The 25,887-nt window shown below is 35.3% G+C and carries 25 protein-coding genes; 14 read left to right on the forward strand and 11 right to left on the reverse strand.

All coding sequences use genetic code 11. From position 1 onward, the window contains the following. The first annotated feature begins 113 nt into the window (after positions 1-113). The gene (locus tag AC07N0_RS04185) at positions 114-899 is read left to right on the forward strand and encodes a 5'-methylthioadenosine/adenosylhomocysteine nucleosidase (protein ID WP_494588228.1); all 786 of its coding nucleotides are present in this window, start codon (positions 114-116) and stop codon (positions 897-899) included. A gap of 200 nt (positions 900-1,099) precedes the next feature. Then, entirely contained in the window at positions 1,100-2,380 is a 1,281-nt protein-coding gene (locus AC07N0_RS04190) for a sensor histidine kinase (protein ID WP_494588229.1), read from the forward strand. Positions 2,381-2,438: 58 nt separating this feature from the next. Here AC07N0_RS04190 and AC07N0_RS04195 read toward each other — a convergent pair whose 3' ends face one another. Next, positions 2,439-3,269 (reverse strand): DUF6515 family protein, encoded by an 831-nt coding sequence (locus AC07N0_RS04195; protein ID WP_494588230.1) that lies wholly within the window; start codon positions 3,267-3,269, stop codon positions 2,439-2,441. A gap of 158 nt (positions 3,270-3,427) precedes the next feature. On the opposite strand from AC07N0_RS04195, the gene AC07N0_RS04200 reads away from it, so the two are divergent. Beyond that, positions 3,428-4,321 carry a 3-keto-disaccharide hydrolase gene (locus tag AC07N0_RS04200; protein WP_494588231.1) on the forward strand — a complete coding sequence of 298 codons (894 nt, stop codon included), beginning with the start codon at positions 3,428-3,430 and terminating at the stop codon, positions 4,319-4,321. Between the two features lie 4 nt (positions 4,322-4,325). On the opposite strand, the gene AC07N0_RS04205 is transcribed toward AC07N0_RS04200, so the two are convergent. After that, positions 4,326-4,622: a DUF2934 domain-containing protein gene (locus tag AC07N0_RS04205; protein WP_494588232.1), complete on the reverse strand. Its 297-nt coding sequence runs from the start codon at positions 4,620-4,622 to the stop codon at positions 4,326-4,328. A 389-nt stretch (positions 4,623-5,011) separates the two neighbouring features. Here AC07N0_RS04205 and rplK point away from each other — a divergent pair, with 389 nt between their 5' ends. The 4 genes from rplK (at position 5,012) to rplL (ending at position 7,404) form a co-directional block, all read left to right on the forward strand. Further along, a complete protein-coding gene (gene rplK, locus AC07N0_RS04210; protein ID WP_309914709.1) occupies positions 5,012-5,449 on the forward strand; it encodes a 50S ribosomal protein L11 in 438 nt (145 codons plus the stop codon). A 107-nt stretch (positions 5,450-5,556) separates the two neighbouring features. Beyond that, a complete protein-coding gene (rplA, locus tag AC07N0_RS04215; RefSeq protein WP_492800977.1) occupies positions 5,557-6,255 on the forward strand; it encodes a 50S ribosomal protein L1 in 699 nt (232 codons plus the stop codon). Positions 6,256-6,257: 2 nt separating this feature from the next. Next, positions 6,258-6,791, forward strand: a complete 534-nt coding sequence (gene rplJ, locus AC07N0_RS04220; protein WP_492800978.1) for a 50S ribosomal protein L10 — start codon at positions 6,258-6,260, stop codon at positions 6,789-6,791. 229 nt (positions 6,792-7,020) lie between these two features. Continuing rightward, positions 7,021-7,404, forward strand: coding sequence for a 50S ribosomal protein L7/L12 (gene rplL, locus AC07N0_RS04225; protein WP_184129288.1), 384 nt, complete (start codon positions 7,021-7,023; stop codon positions 7,402-7,404). A 342-nt stretch (positions 7,405-7,746) separates the two neighbouring features. Here the strand turns inward: rplL and AC07N0_RS04230 are convergent, their stop codons facing one another. Beyond that, entirely contained in the window at positions 7,747-8,910 is a 1,164-nt protein-coding gene (locus tag AC07N0_RS04230) for an AIR synthase related protein (RefSeq protein ID WP_494588233.1), read from the reverse strand. Positions 8,911-9,250: 340 nt separating this feature from the next. Between AC07N0_RS04230 and AC07N0_RS04235 the strand changes: the two genes are divergently transcribed. Further along, entirely contained in the window at positions 9,251-9,772 is a 522-nt protein-coding gene (locus tag AC07N0_RS04235) for an HNH endonuclease (protein ID WP_309921971.1), read from the forward strand. 41 nt (positions 9,773-9,813) lie between these two features. Here AC07N0_RS04235 and AC07N0_RS04240 read toward each other — a convergent pair whose 3' ends face one another. The 5 genes from AC07N0_RS04240 to rpmH all read right to left on the reverse strand — a co-directional run bounded on the left by AC07N0_RS04240 (position 9,814) and on the right by rpmH (position 13,704). After that, on the reverse strand, positions 9,814-10,350 hold the full coding sequence (locus AC07N0_RS04240; RefSeq protein ID WP_494588234.1) for a DUF2480 family protein: 537 nt from the start codon (positions 10,348-10,350) through the stop codon (positions 9,814-9,816). A 25-nt stretch (positions 10,351-10,375) separates the two neighbouring features. Next, entirely contained in the window at positions 10,376-11,059 is a 684-nt protein-coding gene (gene tsaB / locus AC07N0_RS04245; RefSeq protein ID WP_494588235.1) for a tRNA (adenosine(37)-N6)-threonylcarbamoyltransferase complex dimerization subunit type 1 TsaB, read from the reverse strand. A 118-nt stretch (positions 11,060-11,177) separates the two neighbouring features. Beyond that, positions 11,178-12,842 carry a S41 family peptidase gene (locus tag AC07N0_RS04250; protein WP_494588236.1) on the reverse strand — a complete coding sequence of 555 codons (1,665 nt, stop codon included), beginning with the start codon at positions 12,840-12,842 and terminating at the stop codon, positions 11,178-11,180. A 136-nt stretch (positions 12,843-12,978) separates the two neighbouring features. Continuing rightward, complete coding sequence (gene rnpA / locus AC07N0_RS04255; protein WP_494588237.1) at positions 12,979-13,446, reverse strand: ribonuclease P protein component; 468 nt, start codon at positions 13,444-13,446, stop codon at positions 12,979-12,981. A 102-nt stretch (positions 13,447-13,548) separates the two neighbouring features. Beyond that, positions 13,549-13,704, reverse strand: a complete 156-nt coding sequence (rpmH, locus tag AC07N0_RS04260; RefSeq protein ID WP_309921952.1) for a 50S ribosomal protein L34 — start codon at positions 13,702-13,704, stop codon at positions 13,549-13,551. A gap of 204 nt (positions 13,705-13,908) precedes the next feature. On the opposite strand from rpmH, the gene AC07N0_RS04265 reads away from it, so the two are divergent. The 5 genes from AC07N0_RS04265 (at position 13,909) to AC07N0_RS04285 (ending at position 18,374) form a co-directional block, all read left to right on the forward strand. Further along, positions 13,909-15,351, forward strand: a complete 1,443-nt coding sequence (locus AC07N0_RS04265) for a M61 family metallopeptidase (protein ID WP_494588238.1) — start codon at positions 13,909-13,911, stop codon at positions 15,349-15,351. A gap of 52 nt (positions 15,352-15,403) precedes the next feature. Then, positions 15,404-15,715, forward strand: coding sequence for a type II toxin-antitoxin system RelE/ParE family toxin (locus AC07N0_RS04270; protein WP_492800985.1), 312 nt, complete (start codon positions 15,404-15,406; stop codon positions 15,713-15,715). A gap of 4 nt (positions 15,716-15,719) precedes the next feature. Further along, on the forward strand, positions 15,720-16,064 hold the full coding sequence (locus AC07N0_RS04275) for a HigA family addiction module antitoxin (RefSeq protein ID WP_492800986.1): 345 nt from the start codon (positions 15,720-15,722) through the stop codon (positions 16,062-16,064). Positions 16,065-16,226: 162 nt separating this feature from the next. Beyond that, positions 16,227-17,408, forward strand: a complete 1,182-nt coding sequence (locus AC07N0_RS04280) for a M20 metallopeptidase family protein (protein WP_492800987.1) — start codon at positions 16,227-16,229, stop codon at positions 17,406-17,408. 222 nt (positions 17,409-17,630) lie between these two features. Further along, positions 17,631-18,374 carry a class I SAM-dependent methyltransferase gene (locus tag AC07N0_RS04285; RefSeq protein WP_494588239.1) on the forward strand — a complete coding sequence of 248 codons (744 nt, stop codon included), beginning with the start codon at positions 17,631-17,633 and terminating at the stop codon, positions 18,372-18,374. A 27-nt stretch (positions 18,375-18,401) separates the two neighbouring features. On the opposite strand, the gene AC07N0_RS04290 is transcribed toward AC07N0_RS04285, so the two are convergent. The 3 genes from AC07N0_RS04290 to AC07N0_RS04300 are packed head-to-tail and all read right to left on the reverse strand — an operon-like array spanning position 18,402 to position 21,639. Then, positions 18,402-19,109, reverse strand: a complete 708-nt coding sequence (locus AC07N0_RS04290; RefSeq protein WP_494588240.1) for an SIMPL domain-containing protein — start codon at positions 19,107-19,109, stop codon at positions 18,402-18,404. A 39-nt stretch (positions 19,110-19,148) separates the two neighbouring features. Beyond that, on the reverse strand, positions 19,149-20,939 hold the full coding sequence (locus tag AC07N0_RS04295; RefSeq protein WP_494588241.1) for a MutS-related protein: 1,791 nt from the start codon (positions 20,937-20,939) through the stop codon (positions 19,149-19,151). Between the two features lie 55 nt (positions 20,940-20,994). Further along, the gene (locus AC07N0_RS04300; protein ID WP_494588242.1) at positions 20,995-21,639 is read right to left on the reverse strand and encodes an oxidoreductase; all 645 of its coding nucleotides are present in this window, start codon (positions 21,637-21,639) and stop codon (positions 20,995-20,997) included. A gap of 234 nt (positions 21,640-21,873) precedes the next feature. Here AC07N0_RS04300 and AC07N0_RS04305 point away from each other — a divergent pair, with 234 nt between their 5' ends. Next, positions 21,874-25,875: an AAA domain-containing protein gene (locus AC07N0_RS04305; protein WP_494588243.1), complete on the forward strand. Its 4,002-nt coding sequence runs from the start codon at positions 21,874-21,876 to the stop codon at positions 25,873-25,875. Positions 25,876-25,887 lie beyond the last annotated feature (12 nt).

The raw sequence follows: 25,887 nt of genomic DNA on the forward strand, positions 1-25,887 counted from the left end.
AGTGATTAGTAATTGGTTATTAGTGATTAGACATCTATCATACATAGTTAAAAGTCTAATTGCGAACCCAACCCTAATTACTAATTACTATTCACCAATCACTTAATCAACAAATGAAAAAAATACTTATCCTACTTTTATTTAGTTTACAAATTCAGGCTCAAAAGCCATTAACGGCTATTTTGGGTGCATTTAGTCAAGAGGTGAAATTACTGGAAGATTCGCTGAGTAACAAAAAAGAAGTAAACCTAAAAGGCATTCGTTTCTTAACGGGTGAACTTCGTGGGCGTTCTGTGGTAGTTGCTTTAACGGGTGTGGGCAAAGTAAATGCTGCCATGACTACTACTATTTTATTAATGAACTGGAATCCAGCACAGTTGATTTTCACGGGTATTGCAGGGGGTATTCATCCAGACTTGCTACCGGGTGATATCGTGATTGCGAAATCTACTTTTGAACATGATTACGGCAAAATCGATTCTACTGGATTTACACTTCGCCCTACCCGAAATCCTGCCTATGTAGAAATGAACCCTATTTATTTCCCTGCTGATGAAATATTGCTAAAAAAAGCACAGGGTATTTCAAAGAAAACACCTTATAGGATTGTAGGAACCAGAAATCTTAACGTGATGACGGGCGTTATTGCTACAGGTGATGTTTTTGTAAACTCCAATCAAAAAGTGGATGAATTGCGGATAAAATATGGTGCAGATGCTACAGAAATGGAAGGTGCGGCAGTGGCACAAGTATGTTTTCAACAAAAAATTCCTTGTTTGGTGATTAGAAGTATTAGCGATAATGCCAATTCAAAAGCACATTTAGATATGAAAACTTTTGAATATGTAGCGGCTTATAATTCGGCAAGTTTGGTATTGGGTATCTTAGGGGATTTATAGAAAAAATAGCACTGAGTAGCACGAGTTTTCAACTCGTCGCTCAATTGTTAATGATTGTTAAGTAAAAAACTAATGTTATAGCAAAAAACGTTGTCGTTATTAGACTTCTTATTGGATTTAATGACTAAAAGACTTAATGACTAAAGGATTACTATCTTTTGTCTTTTAGTCATTAAATCATTGCCTAAAGGCTATTACCCATGAATGCAAAAACACTCAGAATATTTGTTGCTTTATCTATCCTGCTTTTAGGAGGAGTAATTGTTGTGCAATATTATTGGTTTAATCAAGCTTACAATATCCAAGACCGTGATTTTGACCAACGAACTACGGCCGCTTTGAGAGTAGTTTGCAAAAGAATATTAGCATTCAACAAAAATCCTAACAACAAAATCATTGACCCTGTAGAGCGAGTTACTTCAAACTACTATACTGTTCAGGTAAACGATACCATCAATCACATGATTTTGGAGGAGTTTTTAAAACAGGAGTTTGCGCATAATGATATTCGCATCAATTTTGAATTTGGCATTTACGACTGTTTGAAGGATAATATCAGATATACGTCTTTTGTATGTCATTCCGAAAACTGCGACCGCTCAGATTCTACCAGTTCTTATCATTTTCCCGATTTAGATATTCATAATTATTATTTCGGAGTTCATTTTCCTGATAAAAAATTATTCCTTTTAAGCGACCTAGACAATTGGTTTGTTTCATCAGCTATTTTACTAGTAGTAATGGCCTTTTTTGTATATGCCTTGATGCTGATTTTTAAACAAAAAAGACTTTCTGAAATTCAGAACGACTTTATTAATAACATGACGCATGAATTCAAAACGCCAATATCTACTATTTCCATTTCCAGCGAAGTGCTGATGAAGCCAGAGATAGTCAATACCCCAGAACGTTTATTGAGCTATGCTGCTATTATCAGAAAAGAAGCCGCCCGTTTAAAAAAGAATGTCGATACGGTTTTACAAACGGCCAATATTGCTCAAAAAATAGATAAGCTTAATTTTGAAGAAGTAGATATTCATGAATTAATCAACGAATTATCCATCAACTGTGAACCTTTGTTTAAAGAAAAAAATGGAGAGTTAATTATTGATTTAAAAGCTACGCATAGCATAATCAAAGTTGACAGGCTACATTTTACCAACATTATTCACAACTTAATCGACAATGGGGTTAAATATTGCGAACGTCCGCCAGTAATCATTATCACGTCTGAAAATATTGGTAATAATTTAATGATATCGGTAAAAGATAATGGTATAGGGATTTCAGAAAGAGACCAGAAACAAGTATTTAATAAGTTTTTCAGGGTACACACTGGCGATGTACATAATGTAAAAGGCTTTGGGCTGGGACTTTATTACGTGAAAGAAATGGTAGAAGGTCATAAAGGCACTATCCTACTAAAAAGCAAATTAGGTGAAGGTTGTGAATTTAGGTTATTACTTCCTTATATTGCTTAGCTTATTCATAAAAAAAGGTATCGACCAATGGCACGATACCTTTCTAACATCTAAACACCTAACTGATTATTTTTATCACTTCATACCATATTTCTCCATTTTGTAAAACGGCTCTGTATTGAATACCGTCAACAATATAATATGTGTCGCCATTGATTTGTAGTTGCTCATAGCCATCAGGGATACTTTCTACTAATGCCCCGATTGGAGGAGGTACCACTACGTAATCATTGTTTTGATATTCATAATATGCACCATTATAGTAATGATAAGGGCGATTATAAAGGTTAAACACTCTGTGTTCACGTGGTAAATACTTTACTCTGATACCTATAGGTGCAGGAGCAACCACATACGTGTTTTGATAAGGTCTATAATACACCCCATTATCGTAACGGAAATTAATACCACCGAAAGAAACAGAGATAGATGTGCTTGGTGCTACATTTACCACACTATTACGTCTTGGTAAAGATGCATAACGCCAGTTGGGAGTATTGTTTCTATACACAACCGTTGTTTGGTTCACTACTGGTCGTCTGTTTACAATCACCTTACGATTATTATCATATCTGTCATTCCCACGATTGTTATTATCGTATCTATTATTACCACCACCATTATAGGCACCATTATTATTACCACCATTACCACGGTTGTCGTTTCTGTCTACATGGTTATCAACGCGTGCTCTTTCGTTTCCTCTTCCGTTATTATCATTATGCTTGTCATTTTTCCCTCTATCGTCTCTACCTCGGTCACCATGTTGAGCAACACCTACAAAAGAGTGAAGACTAATGCTTGCCATTAAAATAACAGTAGCTAATTTGATTTTACTTTTAGAACCAACTTCTATCGAAGTGTTAGGTTGAATATGCATTGCTTTCATAATAGTATTGTTTTTAATTTTATGTCGGTTAGATTGCGGATATTTTCAATAGTTTAGTCTATTTATTTTCATTAACAATCGTTAACATTTGAGTAAATTGGACGATTATTATCTTATAAGATTAAATTCATTTTAAAATCTATCTTAAATCAATAACGATGAAAAAATACCTTATTTTAATCTGTTTATTAAACGGCTGTTTATTTTCAATGCTAGCTCAAAAAAAAGCTGATAAACAAGAATGGATTAAACTATTCAATGGGAAAAACTTAGATGGATGGGACATCAAGATTGCAGGAGAAGACCTTAATGTAAATTATAAAAACACATTCCGCGTAGAAAATGGAATGATGCGGGTAGCTTATGATCAATACAAAACCTTTGACGATAAGTTTGGACATATTTATTACAAAACTCCCTATTCATATTATATCATTCGCTTTGAATACCGTTTTCAAGGTGAACAATTGGCTGGTGGGGCATCATGGAATGTACGAAACAGTGGCGTAATGTTGCATTCGCAATCAGCTAAGAGTTTATCAAAAGGGCAAAGCTTCCCTGTGTCTTTAGAATTACAGCTATTAGGTGGCTTGGGTAAAGGTGAGCGTCATACGGGCAATTTGTGTACGCCAGGGACGGAAGTATATATGAATGGTAAAATTGTAACAGACCATTGTACTGATTCAAATTCAAAAACATATAATGGTGATCAATGGGTAAAAGCTGAGGCCATTGTTTTTGGCGATTCGTTAATCCATCATATTATTGAAGGCGATACTGTGTTGACATTTGAAAAGCTACATATTGGTGGAGGTTTTGTGAGTCCTGAATATGACTGGAAGCAAGCCAAAATTGATAATGGTGCTGAGTGGATTAAAAAAGATGGACAACCTTTAAAGGGAGGCTATATAGCGATGCAAGCCGAAAGCCATGCAATCGATTTCCGTAATATTGAATTGTTAAACCTAAAAGGCTGTACAGACCCTAAAGCAACCAATTATAAATCGTACTACAAAAAGGCTGATAACAAGAGTTGTGTGTACCGTAAATAATGGTTTAGCTCAATTTATCCCATTGACTCCATTGGTAAATACATTCTTTTTCAGCTTTTAGCCAATGGTCTAAAGCTCTATCTCGTGGACGGCGTTCGTCAAGCCACTGATTATAGGCACGTGCTTTAATTTGTTCAAACCGTTGAACATCTTGCCAATAAAATTCGCAAGTATTTTGCTCGAAATCGAAAGGAGGATTAGGAAAAAAATCCTGTCTTCCTTCGATATCAGCAGTATGTCGGTAGCAAAGGTGTTTCTTCGGACAGTCGCCCCCTTTGCACATTGTTATATCATATAGCATTATTCTAGCATTAAATAGAAATATTATTTGCTCAATAATATCAACATAATTTATTGAAATTCTTCGACTAATCTTCAATCAATTAATTGTCCTTATTCTTTTTACGAATTATTCTCAGCGATATTGTCTATTAAAGCCACTGATTAAAAAAAACTCTTCAAATTCTTTCATAACTATTTGTATATTAACAAGAAAGCCGTAATTTTGCAGTCCGTTTCATAGCGCAGTCAGGTAAAATTGCCTATAAGTACTTTCAAATGACTGTGAATCAGATTGTTTAGTTACAAAATAATCTACATGAAACACCCGAGGATTTTCAGGTAAGGAAGCTTCCACCCTTATTGGCAGAAAATTTTCAATAACTCAAACGATTTTAAATTTTTACCATAATGGCAAAAGAAATAGCAGGCTACGTAAAGTTGCAATGCAAAGGTGGTGCCGCTAACCCATCACCCCCAATTGGTCCAGCCTTGGGTTCTAAGGGTTTGAATATCATGGAGTTCTGTAAGCAGTTTAATGCTAGAACACAAGATAAACCAGGTGTTATTCTTCCAGTTTTGATTACTTACTACAAAGACAAATCTTTTGATTTCGTAGTAAAGACTCCTCCTGCACCGATTTTGTTGTTGGAAGCAGCGAAAGTAAAATTGGGTTCTGCTCAGCCAAACTTGAAAAAAGTTGGTTCAGTATCTTGGGATCAAGTACGTACAATCGCAGAAACAAAAATGCCTGATTTAAACTGTTTCACCATCGAGTCAGCAATGAGCATGGTAGCAGGTACAGCTCGCTCAATGGGCTTGAACGTAACAGGAGAAAAACCTTTCTAATTTGAAGATTAGATAATTTGAAAATTAGAAGATTGATTTTAATCAACTTTAATTTCAATGTCATTTTCGAATTAGCTCATTTTCAAATTTTCAAATTGAAAAGAATAATGGCTAAGTTAACAAAAAAGCAAAAAGAAGCTCAATCAAAATTTGATGCAACGCAATCGTATTCACTTACGAAAGCTGCTGAAATTTTGAAAGAGATTTCATATACGAAGTTCGACTCTTCAGTAGATATCGACGTTCGTTTGGGGGTTGACCCTCGTAAAGCTGACCAAATGGTTCGTGGCGTGGTTGCTTTGCCTCATGGAACAGGAAAAGAAGTACGAGTACTTGTACTTTGTAGCCCTGATAAAGAGGAAGAAGCAAAAGCGGCAGGTGCTGACTTTGTTGGTTTGGATGAATATATCCAAAAAATTGAAAAAGGTTGGACTGACATTGATGTAATCATCACAATGCCAACCGTAATGGCTAAGTTAGGTCGTTTAGGTCGTGTTTTAGGACCTCGTGGCTTAATGCCAAATCCAAAATCAGGTACTGTTACCTTGAACGTTGGACAAGCTGTTACAGAAGTGAAAGCTGGTAAAATCGACTTCAAAGTTGACAAAACTGGTATCATCCACACTTCTATCGGTAAGGTTTCATTCACTCCTGAGAAATTAGCTGAAAATGCTCAGGAACTTATCAACACTTTGTTGAAATTGAAGCCATCTTCAGCCAAAGGAACATACGTGAAGTCAGTTAATTTGTCTTCTACAATGTCTCCGGGTGTTAAAATTGACCAAGGAACAGTTAAAGGTTTGTAATCATGACAAAGGAAGAAAAAGGTATAATTATCCAAGAGTTGGGCGAAAAGTTCGCAGCTACTCCTTACTTCTATATTACAGATACCGGTGGTTTAACTGTTGCAGAAGTAAACGCATTTAGAAGAATGTGTTTCCAACGTGGTTTTGAGTACCGTGTCGTTAAAAACACGCTTATCGCAAAAGCATTGGAAACAACTGGAGTAGACTATACTTCATTTAACGATACAGTTTTCAAAGGTTTATCAGGAATCATTTTCTCACCAGAAAATCCTAAGACTCCAGCGAAATTGATCAAAGACTTCAAAAAAGAAGCAGGTAAAGATAAAATTAAATTCAAAGGTGCTTCTATTGAAGGAGGTTTATACATCGGAGAAGATCAATTAGCTGCTCTTGAAAATGTTAAGTCTAAACAAGAGATGATTGGCGAAATCGTTGGATTATTACAATCTCCTGCGAAAAACGTTGTTTCTGCTCTTCAAAGCAGCGGTGGCAAATTAGCTGGCATCCTTAAAACTCTTTCAGAGAGAGAAGGTTAATTTTCAAACTTGATGATGATTCATAAGTGATGAGTTGTGAGTAATAAGTTATGAGTTTAAAATACTGATATACAGTGCTTTAATTTATACAACACATTATTTATTTTACAGTTACTTAAAATCATTTTCAAATTTCCAAATTAGCTTATTTTCAAATTGAAATAGGCTTCCAAGTACAAAAACATATAGTAAATTAATAAAATCGTAAACAATAAAAAATCTTAATACAATGGCAGATTTAAAAGCATTCGCTGAGCAATTAGTGAACTTAACTGTAAAAGAAGTTAATGAATTAGCAGCAATTTTGAAAGATGAGTATGGTATCGAGCCTGCTGCTGCTGCTGCAGTAGTTGTAGCTGGTAACGCTGGTGGTGGTGACGCTGCTGAAGCTCCTGCTGAACAAACATCATTTGATGTTATCTTGAAATCTGCTGGTGCTAGCAAATTAGCAGTAGTTAAATTGGTGAAAGACTTAACAGGTCTTGGCTTGAAAGAAGCTAAAGATTTAGTTGACGGAGCTCCAAAAGCTGTTAAAGAAGGTGTATCTAAAGACGAAGCTGAAGGTTTGAAAAAATCTTTAGAAGAAGCTGGTGCTGAAGTTGAAGTTAAGTAATTAACTGATATTTTACAATAGAAAAAGGGTTGCAACTTAGTTGTAACCCTTTTTCGTTTTAAAGACTAATTGACTGATTTTAAAGGATTTAATATAATTATCAATCCCTTATCGAACTTTTCCTATTAGGGGGTGACTTAAGTCACCCCCTAATAGGAAAAGTTCGTGTTTTATATAATGTTCCTTAAAAAGAGAAAACAAACAAGACCTCAACAATTCTGTTTATTATCACTAGAGAGGGACTTAAGTCCCTCCCTAGTGATTGTCTTTCTATCAATAACCGCAAGAGTTACCGCTACGTTTTAGAAGGAATTATTGGTTTTGATTTTAATTAATAGCCTCCTAATAAACAAATTCTCCAAATTCAGATTGAATCGTTACTTGTTTACCTTCAAAGCCTTCTACCCTACCAATAATCTGCGCATCAATTCCGAATGATTTTGAAATATCAATCAAAGTCTGGGCATATTGTGGGTTGATATATATTTCAAGCCTATGCCCCATATTGAATACCTTATACATTTCTTTAAAATCTGTATTGCTTTCTTCCTGAATCATTTTAAACAATGGAGGCAAAGCAAAAAGATTATCTTTGATAATATGCACATTATTTACAAAATGTAGCACCTTTGTTTGGGCTCCACCCGAACAATGTACCATACCATGTATTACAGGTCTTAATTCGTTCAATATCGCCTTTACAACGGGTGCATAAGTACGAGTTGGCGAAAGGATTAATTGACCTATGTTCAATGGCGCTCCTGCTACTTCATCAGTCAGACGTTTTGAGCCACTGTATACCAAATCTTTCGGTACGGCAGGGTCAAAGCTTTCAGTATATAAATCGGCTAAATAATGACCAAGGACATCATGACGCGCAGAAGTTAAGCCATTAGAACCCATTCCACCATTATATGTTTTTTCATAGTTCGACTGTCCGTCGGAAGCTAAGCCAACAATTACGTCTCCTGCTTGGATAGTATGATTAGAAATCACGTCTGAACGTTTCATTCTAGCTATCACGGTAGAATCTACAATGATTGTTCTTACTAAATCGCCAACGTCTGCTGTTTCGCCACCAGTACTCCAAATACCAATACCATTGTCTCTTAGCATTTCTAGTACTTCTTCAGTACCATTAATAATTTCAGCAATTACTTCGCCTGGAATAAGGTTTTTGTTACGACCAATCGTGCTTGATAGCAACATATTATCGGTTGCACCCACACAAATTAAATCATCCGTATTCATCACCACGGCATCTTGAGCAATGCCACGCCACACAGAAATATCGCCTGTTTCTTTCCAATAAAGATAAGCCAATGATGATTTAGTACCTGCACCGTCGGCGTGCATAATATTGCAATAGGTGTCGTCGCCACCTAACATATCTGGAGAAATTTTACAAAATGCTTGCGGAAAAAGCCCTTTATCAAGTTTTTCGATGGCTTTATGTACGTCTTCTTTAGAGGCAGAAACACCTCTTTGCATGTAACGATCGGTCATTATGCGATTTACTTTTGTCGTTTTATTAATCAATGCTACAAAGTTACGCTTATCTCAATAAAAAACTTCATTCAAAACTTTACTAAAGGATATTTGCCATTAAATTTATTGAGGCGACATCCTTAGATTGCCTTCTTGCTGATTTTAATGCTATTATAAACTTCTGATTAACAAAAGATTAAGCGCAACAAAAAAGTGTAGCAAGACGTTATTTTTTCAAGATTTATCAGTAATTTACCAAATCATTAAAAACACCTCTTAAAAACACATCAATCAGTAGATATTTACAAAAGCAATCACGAGTTCAAGTATATTCTTTCAACATTAAAATTTAAGGATTATGGGTCGGAAAGTTTTAGTTTTAAATCAAGATTATAGTGCTTTAACCGTTTGTTCGATTCCTAAAGCTTTTTTGTTGGTCTTCCTGAAAAAAGCTGATTTAATATCTGAATCTGCCACTGAACAATTAAGAAGTGTCTCTCAGTCTTTCCCCATGCCTTCGGTCATTCGTTTACACCGCTATGTGTATTTGCCTTATAAAGGCGTGATGCTATCAAGGCAGAACATTTTTAGACGTGACGGCGGGCAATGTCAATATTGTGGAACACCAGAAGATTTAACGTTAGATCATGTATTGCCCAAGTCAAGAGGGGGAAGAACGTCATGGGATAACCTTGCTACCGCCTGTAAGCGATGCAATTCAAGAAAAGGAGACCTTACCCCAGAAGAAGCAGGAATGCCTTTAAAAACCAAACCTTATAAACCTTCGTTTGTGATGTTTTTAAGAGATTTTGGTGGAAGTATAGAAGAAAGCTGGTTACCTTTCTTGGGAAAAAGAAAAGAGAAAGCATTTGTTCAATAAATAATAAGAGGTCGCTCATTGATGGGCGACCTCTTATTGGTTTATTGATTGATTAAACTACTAGTTCGTTGTATTGCTTTCTTATACAAAGGCACCGTACTACAAGGCTCCCCAAACATCAATGATTGCACATAAGGCTTAAATAATCTCGTTATTTCTACATAAGCACTAGTTGGTACGGGTACTTTTGAACAACCCTTTATGACAACTTTTGCTCCACGATATTCTTCTGGATTAATCTTAGCAAGGGCTTCATAAAATAGCTTGTCTTCCAAGGCTTTTAAATCTCCAAAAACAATACAATTGGCAAAGTCTTGTAATTTCAAAGTCAATAGCATATAGGCCCAAGTAGGAATTACAGCATCTTCTGAACAGATAACTGCGACATTTTTGCCTTCATACTGCGACCAATCATGATTTTTAAGGAATTCTCTAAAGTCTTTTTCCTTTAAAATCATGCCCATAAAAAGATTATCTTTAAGGTCATATACCACTCGCTCTCCTTTGTGGTAAAGTTCCTCAAGGTCGAATGAGATTAGACCGCTACTAGCTACTTTATTGATAATGATATCTTCCATATCGCTTACGATTTAATGAATCGGTTTATATTTTCTTTGGCTGAGTTCCTACAAAATCTTTTAGATAGAAAGGTTCAAAGCTCACTACGTTTTCAAATAACGATTCTTCAAAAGATTTAGTTGCCAAATACCCTATGCTTTTAGCAGAAGGAAGGATAGGTATCTCTAAAAATTTGGCATTATTATGTGAGATAGACTCTCGACATTTGTCTGCTCCGTCACCAAAGAAGACTATCGGCTGGGTATTGAGTAAATCAAGGAAAGAATATTCGTCGATAACCTTCGCTTCTGTCTCTACTATACTGGTTAGATTGGTCTTTACTATAGTACAATATACTTCCATTCTTCTAGCATCAATCATCGGGCAAAGCAAATAATTCGCAGGAAAAAAATCTTTTACTTGATAAGCCATTGCCTCTAAAGTATTGATAGCAATCAGAGGTTTGTCTAACGCAAAACAAAAACCTTTGGCCGTAGAAACCCCAATGCGTAACCCTGTATAAGAACCCGGACCTTTGGCCACAGCGATAGCGTCTAATTCACTTAAAGTAAACCCTGATTGCTTTACTACATTTTCGCAAAGGGTGGTTAACATTCCTGAATGAGACTTTTCAGTAAAAAGCTCGCTACAAGCCAATATTTTGCCATCTTGATGAACAGCAACCGAACATACTTTGGTGGAAGTATCAATGCTAAGGATTAATGCCATTGGAATATTAATAATTAATTTCCTACAAAATTACATCCAAGCTATGGCAAATAAAAATGGCGATAGATTTCTCTACCGCCATCCGTAATATTGTTCTCTTTTATTAATGCATTATCGATTAATTTCCTTTCAGAATTGATTGATAACGTGGCATATCTGTAAACAATTTCAAAGCCTCCTGAATTTCAGGGTCTTTGGCGAAAGATTGCTCACGCGTACCTCTTTGTAAATAATAATGCACTACTATTTCTTGTTCTAAAGCTGTTTTTATTTCGTCTTTAAACTTCATAATATCAGCTTCTTTGCTATGCGAAAGTTTATTTCTAAGAGACTTTAGTTGTTCAGAGATATTCTCATAATAGCGTTCTCTTTTAGCAGATGCTTCCAATAAGTTAAGGTCTTTTTCAGCCTGAGTGGTATAATCAAAGTCTTGTGTAACTGCCCATTTTACAAAGTCGTTGTATTCAGCATTTGTTAATTCAAAATCTTTCGCTGGTTTAATCGACGGATGGTCAAAATGATATTTAATGGCATAATCAAACAGAATGTATCTATTCGATAAAGCTAAAGTAACGGCAGCAGGATAAGGTCTATCCACTTCAATGTCTGGCAAAATACCGCCACCATCATACACTACTCTACCACTTTTTACAGTTTTGAATAGTCTGCGCAACGAATCTGGCAATTTTCCTACACTACCATCTGGATTACGGTGACTATAGTCAATAGCCTGAATACAACGTCCACTTGGAATATAATACTTTGCCGTAGTTACTTTTAGTTTGGTATTATAAGTCAAATCACGGGTTATTTGAACAAGTCCTTTTCCATAACTACGTTGCCCGATTAATACACCACGGTCATAATCTTGAATCACACCTGCCACGATTTCAGCGGCCGAAGCACTTCTTGAGTTTGTCAATACTGTTACAGGCATTTCAGTGTCTATGGCAGCATTCAATCCTACGTAAGTCTTATTCCAGTCTTCTACTTTACCTTTGGTTGAAACAATCTCAGATTCTTTTGGAAGAAAAATATTACAAATATCTACTGCCATATTCAAGAGTCCTCCTGGGTTTTCTCTTAAATCAAGGACTAACTTTTTCATACCCTTACCTTTTAGTTCGGTAAAAGCTGTACGTACTTCTTTAGACGCCGTACCTGTAAAGTCTTTTAAATCGATATAGCCTACTTCGTTATTAATCATACCGTAATACGGTACGTTTTTCATTTTTACTACATCACGCACGATAGAAACTTCTTCTAATTTATCTGTTCCATAACGCTTAACAGTTATCCTTACGGCTGTTCCTGTTTGTCCTTTGATGAGCTTGCCAGCATCATTGATTTTACGTGCTGCCAAATCTACGCCATCTACTTTTACAATTTCATCCCCAATGCGTAATCCTGATTTTTCGGCGGGTGTTCCTTCATCAATCAGCATAATTACAATTTTGCCATTTCTATTGCCCGTTACAATACCAATACCGTTGTATTTACCCGTAGTCATCGTCATGTAATCTTCGATTTCATCTTCGGCATAATATACAGTGTAAGGGTCAAACGATTTCAACATGGCATCAATAGAAGTCTTGATCGTTTTGTTGGGATTGATTTCATCTACATAATAGCGATTCAATTCCTTGAAGAGCGTAGCATAAATGTCTAAGTTTTTGGCAATTTCAAAGAAACGCTCACCCGGTTCCGTAAATGATGCCAACGAAAAACCTATCACAGTAATTGCTGTGATTATTAATGACTTAGCAGACATTTTTATATTCATTTGTCAGAAAATTTTTAAAGAAAACAATTAAGGAAAGGATTCTTTATATGCTTGTACAAAGAACCAAACGAAGAAGGTTGTAGAAGTATTTCATCAGGCTTGGCGTAATTTGTTTAGCTTGTTTGAAATACTGTCATTAAACCATTTTTTTTAAAATCGCTTTCATCGATTTTTCTATTTTGGCATAATCTTCTATCGTCTTTGCAATATACACAAAAGCAATATATGCTGGAATCTGTGAAGAAGGTTTTTCCAATAAAAGCTGTTTGTTCAAACGATAGGCTTCGCGCGTACGACGCTTGATGAGGTTTCTATCAACAGCATGTTTAAAATATCGTTTTGAAACAGAAATTAAAATAGCGGGTAAAGGCGATTCTGGATTTTCGGTGGAAGATGCTTCCAAAATCTCTTCATTTGTTTCCTCCTCCATCTGTTCTGCTATATAATTATCAATCAATGCTGTATCGGCATTATTGAAAATATAAGAAACACGAAAAGGGTAGAGAAAAACCGAGTTGATTTTTTCACTACCCTTTCTATCAAAGAGCTTATCTATAACTTTCTTAGAACTGAGTCGTTCTGACTTTTTGAAAGTAAACTTCATGCTTTAATTTGGTAATTTGAAGATTTGCTGATTTGAAAATGTCATAAAACAAATTTCAAACCCTACTAATTTTCAAATTTTCAAATTGTTCACACTATAAGACTATTTACCTCTTTTCTCGTCAGAAACTGTCAATTTGTGTCTTCCTCTTGCACGACGAGCAGCCAAAGTACGGCGACCGTTTGGAGTTGACATTCTTTCACGGAATCCGTGCTTGTTCTTTCTTTTTCTTACAGAAGGTTGAAATGTTCTTTTCATGGCATTATATCTTTATAATTCTTATATTTCTAAAACAGGACTGCAAAGGTACAGAAGTTTTTTGAAGTTGCAAATTCTTTCTAAAAACTTTCTGGCACTAAGGTGATGATAATGAGTATCTTTGATAAAAATTATTGAAAGTTTAGATACAAATACTTATTGTGAAGGCTAATTTTATGTTACACTGAAAAGCTTTATCAAAATATGAATTATAAAATTTTTTCTCAAGAACCGCAAAGTCATCTGCTAAACATAGAAATGCTGATTGATAATATTCAGTCGGAAACGATTGAAATTCAGTTGCCTGCATGGCGACCAGGACGCTATGAACTACAGCATTTTGCTAAAAATATTCAACGCTTTGAAATCGTTGATTTGCAAGACAACCTGCTTAGTTTTGGAAAAATCACTAAAGATAGATGGCGAGTAAATACTACTGATATTCAATCTATTAAAGTAGTTTTTACTTACTTTGCCAATGTGCAAAATGCTGGAAGTTCGTTTGTGGATGATAGTACGATGTACATCAATTTTGTAAACTGTTTGCCTTATGTAGAAGGAAGAATGGATGAAGCGTGTGAAGTAAGTATTTCTTTATCAGATGATTATAAAATTGTCTGTGGTTTGCCAAGCAAGATAAATGAACCTACTACTTTGCTAGCACAAGATTATTATCATTTGGTTGACTGTCCGTTATTAGCAAGTCCTTATTTACAACATAAAAGTTATCGAGTAGCAGATACAGATTTTTTTGTCTGGTTTTTAGGAAATTATATTCCAAACTGGGAAAAAATATTATCAGACTTTCAAAAATTTACAGAAAAGCAGATTGAAATAATGGGCGATTTTCCTGAAAAGGATTATCACTTTATCAATTGGATATTACCCACTTCATTTTATCATGGGGTAGAACATCGTAATTCTACCATGATTGTGCTAGGGCCATCCTCAGAAGGCGATGGACTTTATACAGATTTACTGGGAGTTAGTTCACATGAATTGTATCATGCTTGGAACATCTGCAAAATACGGCCTATCGAAATGATGCCTTATGATTTCACCAAAGAAAACTACTTCCCCACAGGCTTTGTCGCAGAAGGAGTAACTACTTATTTTGGGGATTTATTCTTAGTACAATCGGGTGTATTTAATCTAGAAGCCTATCTAAAAGAATTAGAAACTGTTATCAAACGTCATTTTGAGCAAGATGGACGAGCGTTTCAATCACTCACAGAATCGTCTTATGATTTATGGTTAGATGGTTATTCACAAGCAATTCCTAATCGCAGGGTATCAATTTATCAAAAAGGAGCAGTAGTAGCCTTAATCCTAGATTTAATGATTCGTTTGAAATTTGGTCATCGCCGTTCCTTAGGCAGTGTCATGCAAGTTATGTGGGAACGTTTTGGTAAAACTGGCGAGGGTTATTCCATAGAAGACTATCAAAAGGTATGCGAAGAAGTATACACAGGTTCTTTAAAAAATTATTTTAAAGACTGTATCAAAGGAAACATTCCTTTAGAAGATTTAGTAAATGAACTATTACAAGCCTTTGGTTTAAATATCCAATGGAACGAAAATGGTAAAATTCATTTGGAATTATTAGATTCAGAGAACGAAAACCTAAAGTTGTGGTTAAATTTGTAGCGATTTTTTAAAACACCTATCATTTTATAACTTAAAAGGTTATATTTTTGTTATGATAATTGAATTTGATAACGATGATTTGTACAACTATTATTTAGGAAGTTTTAAAGGAAAGCCTAAATTTCCGATGGCTATACAAAATCAATTCCGAAAAGTTGTTTCGCTTTTTCAAACCGCATCCTCATTTTCTGAAATAAAGAAAGTTAATTCTTTAAGAATACATCCATTAAAACGAGATTTAATGGGTTATTATTCAGCAAGAATTAATGACCAATATCGATTGATTTTCGAACTAAAATCTGAGCAAAATGGAGACGAGGTTTTAGAAGTCATCATTATTGAAGATTTAACAGATTATCATTAACAAAATGAAAACAAGATTAGACCCTAATTATATTCCGGCTGTGGCAATGCACCCTGGTGAATTATTACGTAACGAAATCAAAGAAAGAGGCCTTAAACAAACGGAATTAGCCAATAGGCTATCGATTAGCCAGCCTTTTTTGAATGGGTTATTGAGAGAAAAAAAGAAAATAAGTATTGAATTAGCCATCAAATTAGAAGAAGTACTAGGCATTGAAGCCGAACAATGGGTGAAGCTCCAGAGACTTTTCGATAAAATAGAAACAAGAAATAAAACAGAGCAGAGTCTTCAACATCTAAATATTTCATCTCAGAAAAGAGAAAGTATCTTAGTAGCGATGATGGCATAGTATATTTTAGTTATTTGTATATACGAATGGCTGATTATTTTAAGATACATAAACAAATCTGAATATGGCAATGAAGAATTATTGCGAAGTAGATTTAAGAAGATTATAAAAGAAAACGCTCGTCTAAATTAAAATTATTAGATGAGTTATTTTGACTAATAAATGAAAGATAAAATAAAACAATTAGCCCAAGCCAATGCCAGTGAGTTTGTGGCAAATCGCAGACATTTACATCAAAATCCTGAATTATCGTATCAGGAATTTAATACGCAAAAGTATGTAGCAGCACGCTTAAAAGAAATCGGCATTACGCCCACTGAAATTGCTAATACTGGTTTGATAGCAACGATTGAAGGGAATAATCCTTCTTCTAAAATCGTGGCTTTGCGTGCGGATATGGACGCTTTACCAATTGTTGAAGCGAATGATGTCCCTTATAAATCATTGAACGAAGGAGTAATGCACGCTTGTGGACATGATGTGCATACGGCTTCATTATTAGGCGTATCTAAAATTTTACATACGCTTCGCAATGAGTTCGACGGAACAGTGAAATTAGTTTTTCAACCTGCGGAAGAAAAAGCACCAGGTGGAGCGTCAGTAATGATTGCCGAAGGAGCTTTATTAAACCCTAGTCCAAGTAAAATGCTTGGTCAACATGTTGCTCCTAATATTCCTGTCGGGAAAATTGGCTTCCGAGAAGGAATGTATATGGCTAGTGCTGATGAGCTTTATTTTACCGTAAAAGGCAAAGGCGGACACGGAGCCATGCCCGAATTGGGCATTGACCCTGTATTGATTACGTCACATATTATCGTGGCTTTACAGCAGATTATTAGCCGTAATAGAAATCCACGTTATCCTTCGGTGTTAACTTTTGGCAAGGTAATAGCCAATGGTGCTACCAACGTAATTCCGAATGAAGTATACGTAGAAGGTACTTTTCGTGCAATGGACGAAGAATGGCGTGCAGATGCGCTAGCTCGTATCAAGAAAATGGCAGAAGGTATCGCAGAATCTATGGGCGGAACTTGTGAAGTATTCATTCAAAAGGGCTATCCATTCTTGAAAAATGAACCCGAATTGACTCGCAGGATGAAAGGTGCTGCGGTTGATTACATGGGCGAAGCCAACGTAATTGATTTAGATATTTGGTTGGCAGCAGAAGATTTTGCCTATTATACACACCATGTTGATTCATGTTTTTATCGTTTAGGAACACGTAACGAAGCCAAAGGTATTATTTCTGGTGTTCATACACCTACATTTGATATTGACGAAAGTGCTTTGGAAATTGGAGCAGGTTTGATGTCTTGGTTAGCCGTTAGTGAATTAGCCGTTTAATGACATGGTGCTATAGATATTTCAACCCTCTTGATTTTATAGTCAAGAGGGTTTGTTTTTTATAGGTTGGATGTATCTGTTTCTTTGTTCATTAAAGTACTTTCTTGTAGATTTTCTGGCATAAATTACCGCTAGGGGTTTATACGAAAATAAAATACTTAGTATATTTTTTAATGGTATTATTAAAATCACAATTCATCATTCACAATTATTATTTACGTCATGCCCAAAGATAATTTTTCCACACAAGCAGCACTTTACGCTAAGTTTCGTCCGAAATATCCTGAGGAATTATATGATTTTGTATTGAGCAAAGTAAAAAGCTTTGACACCGCTTGGGATTGTGCTACTGGTAATGGACAAGTGGCATCACGTTTATCTAAAGACTTTCAAGAGGTTTTTGCTACGGATATTTCTCAAAAACAGCTAGACAATGCACAACAAGCTGATAATATTCATTACGCTATTGCTCAAGCCGAAAAGACCGATTTTCCAGCAAATACTTTTGATTTAATTACAGTAGGACAAGCAATTCATTGGTTTGATTTTGAACGCTTTTATCAAGAGGTTCACCGAGTGGCTAAACCAGATGCCATTTTTGCGGCGTGGGGCTATGGCACATTGACGATAGATAATGTAGAAGCCAATGCTTTGTTTCAAGATTTTTATCAAGAACAAATTGGTGAGTATTGGGATGCTGAACGTGGGTATATTGATGAGGAATATCGTACACTTCCTTTTACACTAGAAGAAATAGAAAGCCCAAGATTTGAAATGGTTTATCAATGGAAATTGGCTGAACTGGAAGGTTATTTAAATACTTGGTCGAGTGTACAGAAGTACATTAAAATTCACCATAAAAACCCTGTAGACGGCTTTATAGAAAGTTTAAAAGCTATCTATAAAAGTTCAGATATTTTCACGGTGAACTTTCCTATTTTTATGAAGGTAGGGGTGGTAAAATAATATTTTTTCTCTCAATCATGGCAATAATCATTTAATTTCAAAAACTACTTTAACTGATTTTGAAACACTTACTTTTTGTATTATCTGAGTAAGAGATGGCATTGCTGTTTCATAAGATCCTTTAATAGTTTCGTGGGCTGTATTTGTATTCGACAAAACAGGTTCAGTATCTTCTGTATCAGCAATTTTAACAATTCCAACTATAGTTTTTTTTGCAAATTTTGCCATTATATCTGCCTTTTTCAGTGCAGCCTCTAAAGCTTTTTCAATCAGTATCTTTTCAGAACCTTCTAATTTAGATGAACTAAAAGAACTACTAAACTCTGTAAATCCATTTTTTAAAAGTTGAGCCTGAATTTTAGAATATTGTTGGATACTATCAATAGTAAAATTCACTTCCTGCTCAGATACAATATTTTCTTTTTTAATATTATTATTACCATAATCAGCTTCTTTTTTTATCTCAAGAAGCGAATAGGAAATCTTATTTTGAGGTATTTTAAATTCCTTTAACAGTTTTAATATTTCTTTTTCTTTGGTTTTATGATTCTGATTAATCTTTTCTAAATCAGATGGGTCTTTTACAGAAATTAATACCGTAAAAGTTATCTGGTCGGCTGGGAGGTCTAAAGTGGCTTGTCCTAACACAACAATTCTATTATCACCATTTTCTTTTTGTTGCGAAAACATAACGTGATTAAAAAGAAGGATTAAAAATAGGATGACATTTTTCATAGTGTATAGTATATTTAAAAGTTTATAAAATTCTTCTTCCTACATCTCAATCCCAATCCTCTTCATTAGCTGACTCGCATTAAAACTATGACAAACACCTTCACGAAGTTTATAATCGAATACTAAATCGTCATTGACTACTTCTGATGAAAAGCTGTAGTTTTTTACAAAATCTTGTGCGTCAAATTCATCGCCTAATTCTACATCATGGGTTGAAATAAAGCCAGAAGCCGAGGTTTTATGCAATTGCAACATCAAAGCCCTTGCTCCTTCATGGCGGTCTTTTGAATTTGTTCCTTTCAGAATTTCATCTAAAAAGTAAAGTATTGAAGCGTTATCTTTATCCTCAGCGCCTACTTCGTCAATCAACTGTTTCAAGCGTTTTAACTCTGCATAAAACGACGATGTTCCTTCTTCTAAAGAATCATTGCTTCGCATACTGGTAAACACTTGCAAACACGAACATTCAAAGCTTTCGGCACAAACTACACCACCCGCCAATGCCAAAACTACATTGATGGCTACTGTTCTTTGAAAAGTACTTTTTCCCGACATATTCGAGCCTGTGATGATAATCGTTTTACCCTCGCCAATCAATTCTATATCATTAGCAACTCGTTTGCTTGCTTTAATCATTGGATGTCCCAAAGCCTTAGCTTTTAGCGTTACTCCGCCCGTTACAATAGTTGGATTGATAAAGGTTGGATTAGCAAAATGATACCCCGAAAAGCTATTCAAAACCTCAAACTCAGCAATGACAGCCAGCCATGTAGGAAGATTATCACGATGAGCTTGTTTCCAATTTTCTAATTTGATAAAATATTGGATATCCCACAAAGTCGGCACGCCTACCACAAAAGCAAAGAATGGATTGGTTCTATTGGCTAGTTTATTAAGGATATCCTCTAAAGCTTTGATAGCAGGACTTGCTTCTGAAATTTTACTTTTTAAATCGTTTAGTTTTTCTTCTTGAAAATTCTCTGCGACAATCAATTCAGATACTGCGGCATAGGCTTTCATCGCTCCCGCAATACGATTGGTTTGTTCTAGGGCAATGCTTACTTCTTCAAAAATTTGTTTCAGAATCATCCCATGCGCCATAAAAAGCACCAATACGATATACGCTGGCACAAACCCTAAAATCCAAGCAATGGCTACAGGAATAGTCAAATAAGGTAAATAACGAGCAATTTGAAAGAGGGACTTTTTAATCGTTTGGTTCGCAGGAGCATTATTCCATGCTAATAGCTTGTCGGTTGGTTCAGAGACTTCTTCAATCAACATCGCTGAAGCTTCTAAATCTTGACGCCAGTCTATTTTTGCTGATAATTCCTGAATCGCCTTTTGACGATTTAAAATTTCATTTGTTTGGGCTGGACGCAGTATCCAATCTGCCAGCATTTTGGCTCCTCCAAAGGTATGTGTACGGTTGAGTAATTTATAAAGCGATTGGTTTCCGAAAATATCTAAATCATTCGCATAGAAATGTTTGTCTTCTGCAAAAGTTTCCCCTGTTTCAGTACGATTAAAATGGTTGGATAAACGTTGTATTTCATCCTCATTCAAGGCAATCAACACCTTGTGTTTATCTCTTAAGTATTTAACTTTAAGATGTTTGGTCACTGAAAATAAAAATAAGGCAATCCCAATAATCAATACCAATAAAGTATAGGCAAAATCATACATCTCATAACAGAAATAGCCAACCAAAGCAGTGATTGCAAATAAAAATGCTCGGAAAACAGCCCATTGATTATACTGTTTTTGGAAGTGTTCAACAAGGCTCTGGAAGTGTATTTTTCTACTTTGAAACGTTTCGAGGGGTGTCATATACGTATTTTAATTTCGACAAAGATACACAAAGGGCTTTGAACATTGCAAAGGCTTATAATTCCTGCAATTCGTCTGATTCAAAAAAGTGAACGCCTTTTAAATCTTTGCTCGCTAATATTTGCATGGCCTTCGCTATTTGTGCAGCTTCTATTCCTCTGTATTTTTTAAGTTTTCCTATCAATAAGGGCGAGATTATTTTAGCTAACACAATCCCAATTTTTTCTCCTATTCTAACCTCTTGCCTATCTCCCATAATAAACGAAGGACGAACACTGATAAAATTATCAAAGCCTAAACTCTTTATTTTCTGTTCTAAATCTCCTTTAGTTCTTAGATAAAAATTAGACGAAGTAGCATCAGCGCCAATAGAGGATACTAAAATGTACTGCTTTATGCCATTGGCTTGTGCAATTTTACCAATTTCAAAAGGATAGGTACAGTCTATTTTATATTGTGCTTCTTTAGAGCCTGCTTTTTTGAGTGTTGTGCCCATCGCACAAAACAAATCGTCTCCAACAATTTTTGTAGCGTCTGGGGCATCAAAATCGATGGTTTCTTGTACTAGCTTTGGATGGCTAATGTCCAAGGGTTTGCGCAATAACAAGGTTACTTTTGCATACTGTGGGTTTTCAAGGATTTGCTTTACGAGAGTGCTTCCCACCAAACCTGTCGCACCGATTATTAAGGCTGTTTTCATAGTAATTTTCTGATAGACAATTCTTTAAATAAATTACGAAGTTTATGATAATCATTACTTATTGCTTAAACCTTATAATGAGGCTCTGCGTTCCTAGAAGAAAACCTCTTTTATATTAAGGTATCTAAAAAAATATAAAAATCGGCAATTTAATAACTATCATTTCATTTTTTACGTTTGTATTATAGGCTTTTCCTGTAAATTTGAATTAATCAATTCATCAAATGTGTTATCGTGAAAGAAAATACTTTATATTCTATACTGAAATCATACCAAAAGAGACTTACGAATCTGAGTGCTAGGAATAAGTCTTTATTATTGACTTCCGCAACTGAACAATTTTTAGATATTCACGAGCTTGATTTTCTAAAAAACACGCCTTCTTTTCATATCATTGAGCAATTGATAGCTCAAAAAAACACGATATCACTTTCTGAAAAACATGACCCTCGTTTTGAAAAAGTAAACGAAATCAGTAAAAAGCTAAGAAAAATTTCAAGGCATGATAAATTGATAGAAGAAGAACGTGGCTCTGAAGATTTATACATTGGTTATCCTATCGTAAAAGGTAAGTTTTCAGATGGTACTGTCGTTCGTTGTCCATTACTTTTTTTTCCAATTCATCTACAGGCTACGCTTTCTACTCAAAAGAATGCTGGCACTGATGAATCCCTGACTGAAATATGGCAAATAAAATTGAGAGAAGAGGCGCTTTCAATCAATAGAAGTTTTTTATTAGCTTATTCTTATTTCAACGACATTCAACTCTCGGATGAGTTTCTGGATAATTCTTTCGAGGATTTTTCAAAAAATGCCCTTGAATTTAGGACACAGCTTTATGAATACCTAAAAAGCTCTCCGCTAAATATCAATTTCAATCAAGAGAACTTTACGAATCAACTAACGTTTTTCGAGAAAATCACCAAAACTGAATTAGAAGCAACCGAACGCAACGGCGAACTGAAGTTATATCCACAAGCAGTTTTAGGAATTTTCCCACAAGCAGGCTCATTTTTAGTGCCCGATTATCAATTCTTGATTGATACGTTAGCCCAAAATGAAGAAAAAACGGTTGAGCATCTTTTTCCAAATGATGTCAATCCAGAGCATCCTATCATCAGAGAAGAGCAATTGCTAATGCCCTTTGAAATAGATATTTCACAAGAGGTAGCCTTGCGAGAAGTAAAAGCTGGGCAATCGTTAGTAGTCCAAGGCCCTCCAGGCACGGGGAAGTCTCAATTGATTTGTAACCTTGTTGCCGACTTTACCGCTAGAGGTAAAAAAGTATTAGTAGTTTGTCAGAAAAGGGCAGCCCTCGACGTAGTGCAAGAACGCCTAACTCAAGTAGGCATGAGGGATTTCGTAGGGAATGTCCATGACTTTAAGAATGATAGAAAAGCGCTGTATCAACAAATTTTTGATCAGATAGAGCAAGTAGATACTTATCAAAAGCAGAACCAGAGTCTGGATGCTATTTTTATAGAAAGGAATTTCACACAACAAAGTCGACAAATTGATAAAGTTTCCGAAGAGCTACAAAGCTTTAAAGATGCCTTATTTGCCATCAATGAATCTGGCGTATCAATCAAGGAATTATATTTAACAAGCTCGGCCAACGATTCTTTTGTAGACTTGCAGGAGTATTACAAGTACTTCAACTTTACGGAAATCAAAGATTTTGTTGAGAAATTTAAGCTATACTTTGCTTACCAAGCAAGATTGAATGGGAACGAGGCTTCTGAATTTTGGCAAAACCGTCTTTCTTTTCAGCATCGCCAATCAAGTGATATTGCATTGATTACAAAGACGATTAAAGAATTAAGTCATTTTGTACAAGACTTTGAGAACCAAGCCAAACAAATATTGGATAAAAATTTATCTTTTGAAGCTCTCCAAAAGATTTTTCCCGAAAAAATAAAGCTACAAAATCTTTTAAATGGTATTGCGAACGACAAAGTATATAAACTTTTAACGAGAAATTTAACGGAACGAATCAGGACTAATGCTACTAAAATATCAGGATTAGAAGCGGAAGTTGGGCAATTATTTGCTGGGCAAGGTATTGAAATCACTTTATCAAGTACAGCACTATTGCCTTTTGCTGGTAAAATAAGTAATGCTATCAATGCCAAAGAAAATACGTTGGGAAGTATTTATTGGACGTTGTTTTCTAAAGAGAAAAAGGAAATTCAGCATCTGGCAATCGCCAATGGACTAAGCATTGCCTCAGAAGATTTAAAAAAGCTACACGAAAGAATTCTGAATAGAATTGCTTTAGAAAAATGGTGGCAAGAAAATGCTTTCCTTTTTGGGAAAGACTTTGAAAAAACTACAGAGGATAATCAGGAACCTATTTGGTTAAGAAAAGGCTATCGTTGGTTCGAACGTCATTTTCAGCTACTGTATCAAGTAGCCAAAGCGGAAACTATTTTACGGAGCATTAAAAGTGTTCCATTAAATGAATGGTTTGATTGTAGTTGGGCAGATTTTCAACCGAAAGTGAATTTCTTGATTGATAAATCAACCCAATTAGAAGGACAACTAAGTCTCTGGCAGGCTAACTTGTCTCCTATCCAGATAAAAGAATTGGCCAACCTGCAACATGGCACTTTAGTGATTAAATACTTGCAAGAATATTTTGATGATATGCAGGAATTGGATGCGTTGAAGGCAAATAGTAGCTATACAGAATTAGCAGTAATTGGGTTGTTTGATGATGAAAAGAATCCTTATGACAGTTTTCTGAATAGTTTAAAATTAGCTTGGATAAAAGATATTGAAATAAAAAATCCGATTTTAAGGGGAGTAAGCTCCTTAAAAATTGGGCAATTGGAAAGTCTTTTACAAGAGTCTCTGTTACAAAAACAGCAATTAAGCAAGGAAATTCTATTGCTAAAATTACGCACCCTCAGCTATCAGAATTTAGAGAAAAATCGACTCCAAAACATTGTTACTTATCGTGATTTAAAACATCAAGTAGCTAAAAAACGGAAGTTATGGGCAGTTAGGCGATTGATTGCAACTTATTCAGACGAAATATTCAGGCTTGTGCCTTGTTGGTTGGCTTCGCCAGAAACAGTTTCTGCTATTTTTCCGATGGAAACTGAAAGTCCTTTTTTCGATTTAATCATCTTTGACGAAGCCTCGCAATGTTTTGCAGAACAGGGTATTCCAGCCCTATTCAGAGGAAAACAGGTGGTAATAGCGGGCGATTCTAAACAATTGCAACCAAATGATTTATACAGGTTAAAATTTGAAAACGATGATGATGATACTCCTGCTTTGGAAGTCGACTCACTGTTAGATTTGGCTTGTCAATATTTACCTCAAACGCAACTAAGAGGGCATTATCGTAGTCGTTCGTTAGATTTAATAGATTTTTCTAATCAATATTTCTACAAAAATACCCTACAGCTATTACCTGATTTTCATGAAATCAATAAGGGCGAGCCTGCTATTCAATATTTAAAGGTAAATGGTATTTGGGAAAACAATAGCAATCTTGAAGAGGCAGAAACTATCATTAGTTTGGTGGAGAATCTCAAAAAAGACTTCCCTCAAAAATCAATTGGCATTGTTACTTTCAACTTTAAACAACAAGGGCTCATTCAGGATTTATTAGAAGCGAAGCATTTTTCTTTTGATAAGACTGATACTGTTGTAGCGCCTATTTTTGTTAAAAACATCGAAAATGTACAAGGTGATGAGCGAGACATCATTATTTTTTCAATAGCGTATGCTCCTGACGTGAAAGGCAAATTGAGTATGCAGTTTGGGTCGCTTAATCAGCAAGGTGGCGAAAACCGTTTGAATGTAGCCATTACCCGTGCCAAAGAAAAAATAATAATTGTAAGTAGTATTATGCCACATCAGCTAAATGTTGAAGGTACGCTCAACGAGGGTCCTAAATTATTGAAAAGCTATTTGGAATACGCCTTGCTAGTCTCGGAAGGTAATTATAAACCTAAGCCTTATTTCTCAACAAAATATCAGGCAGAGTGGTTATTAAAAGAGCAAATTGCCAAAGATAATCAGCAACATATCAAAGAATTACCTTTTGCTGATATTACAGTTAAAACAGGAGAAAAGTATGAATCGCTTATCTTGACTGATGATGATTTGTATTATGAGCATATTTCGCCCAAAGAAACTTTTGCCTATATTCCAGCAGGTTTAAAAGCAAAAGGTTGGTCTTTTGAAAGAATTTATAGTCGTAATTTTTGGAAAAATACGTAAACTGAAAGGGAG

This window comes from Arcicella sp. GW821-FHT09D11 (assembly GCF_059416265.1).

Bases quoted from the DNA above. Each gene is read 5' to 3' on its own strand.
- AC07N0_RS04285 (WP_494588239.1), top strand. From the start codon at position 17,631: ATGCCCAAAGATAATTTTTCCACACAAGCAGCACTTTACGCTAAGTTT.
- AC07N0_RS04275 (WP_492800986.1), top strand. From the start codon at position 15,720: ATGAAAACAAGATTAGACCCTAATTATATTCCGGCTGTGGCAATGCAC.
- AC07N0_RS04300 (WP_494588242.1), bottom strand. From the start codon at position 21,639: ATGAAAACAGCCTTAATAATCGGTGCGACAGGTTTGGTGGGAAGCACT.
- AC07N0_RS04240 (WP_494588234.1), bottom strand. From the start codon at position 10,350: ATGGAAGATATCATTATCAATAAAGTAGCTAGTAGCGGTCTAATCTCA.
- rnpA (WP_494588237.1), bottom strand. From the start codon at position 13,446: ATGAAGTTTACTTTCAAAAAGTCAGAACGACTCAGTTCTAAGAAAGTT.
- AC07N0_RS04265 (WP_494588238.1), top strand. From the start codon at position 13,909: ATGAATTATAAAATTTTTTCTCAAGAACCGCAAAGTCATCTGCTAAAC.
- AC07N0_RS04205 (WP_494588232.1), bottom strand. From the start codon at position 4,622: ATGCTATATGATATAACAATGTGCAAAGGGGGCGACTGTCCGAAGAAA.
- AC07N0_RS04270 (WP_492800985.1), top strand. From the start codon at position 15,404: ATGATAATTGAATTTGATAACGATGATTTGTACAACTATTATTTAGGA.
- AC07N0_RS04200 (WP_494588231.1), top strand. From the start codon at position 3,428: ATGAAAAAATACCTTATTTTAATCTGTTTATTAAACGGCTGTTTATTT.
- AC07N0_RS04295 (WP_494588241.1), bottom strand. From the start codon at position 20,939: ATGACACCCCTCGAAACGTTTCAAAGTAGAAAAATACACTTCCAGAGC.
- AC07N0_RS04290 (WP_494588240.1), bottom strand. From the start codon at position 19,109: ATGAAAAATGTCATCCTATTTTTAATCCTTCTTTTTAATCACGTTATG.
- AC07N0_RS04195 (WP_494588230.1), bottom strand. From the start codon at position 3,269: ATGAAAGCAATGCATATTCAACCTAACACTTCGATAGAAGTTGGTTCT.
- tsaB (WP_494588235.1), bottom strand. From the start codon at position 11,059: ATGGCATTAATCCTTAGCATTGATACTTCCACCAAAGTATGTTCGGTT.
- rpmH (WP_309921952.1), bottom strand. From the start codon at position 13,704: ATGAAAAGAACATTTCAACCTTCTGTAAGAAAAAGAAAGAACAAGCAC.
- rplK (WP_309914709.1), top strand. From the start codon at position 5,012: ATGGCAAAAGAAATAGCAGGCTACGTAAAGTTGCAATGCAAAGGTGGT.
- AC07N0_RS04185 (WP_494588228.1), top strand. From the start codon at position 114: ATGAAAAAAATACTTATCCTACTTTTATTTAGTTTACAAATTCAGGCT.
- AC07N0_RS04230 (WP_494588233.1), bottom strand. From the start codon at position 8,910: ATGACCGATCGTTACATGCAAAGAGGTGTTTCTGCCTCTAAAGAAGAC.
- AC07N0_RS04235 (WP_309921971.1), top strand. From the start codon at position 9,251: ATGGGTCGGAAAGTTTTAGTTTTAAATCAAGATTATAGTGCTTTAACC.
- rplL (WP_184129288.1), top strand. From the start codon at position 7,021: ATGGCAGATTTAAAAGCATTCGCTGAGCAATTAGTGAACTTAACTGTA.
- rplJ (WP_492800978.1), top strand. From the start codon at position 6,258: ATGACAAAGGAAGAAAAAGGTATAATTATCCAAGAGTTGGGCGAAAAG.
- AC07N0_RS04190 (WP_494588229.1), top strand. From the start codon at position 1,100: ATGAATGCAAAAACACTCAGAATATTTGTTGCTTTATCTATCCTGCTT.
- AC07N0_RS04250 (WP_494588236.1), bottom strand. From the start codon at position 12,842: ATGAATATAAAAATGTCTGCTAAGTCATTAATAATCACAGCAATTACT.
- AC07N0_RS04280 (WP_492800987.1), top strand. From the start codon at position 16,227: ATGAAAGATAAAATAAAACAATTAGCCCAAGCCAATGCCAGTGAGTTT.
- rplA (WP_492800977.1), top strand. From the start codon at position 5,557: ATGGCTAAGTTAACAAAAAAGCAAAAAGAAGCTCAATCAAAATTTGAT.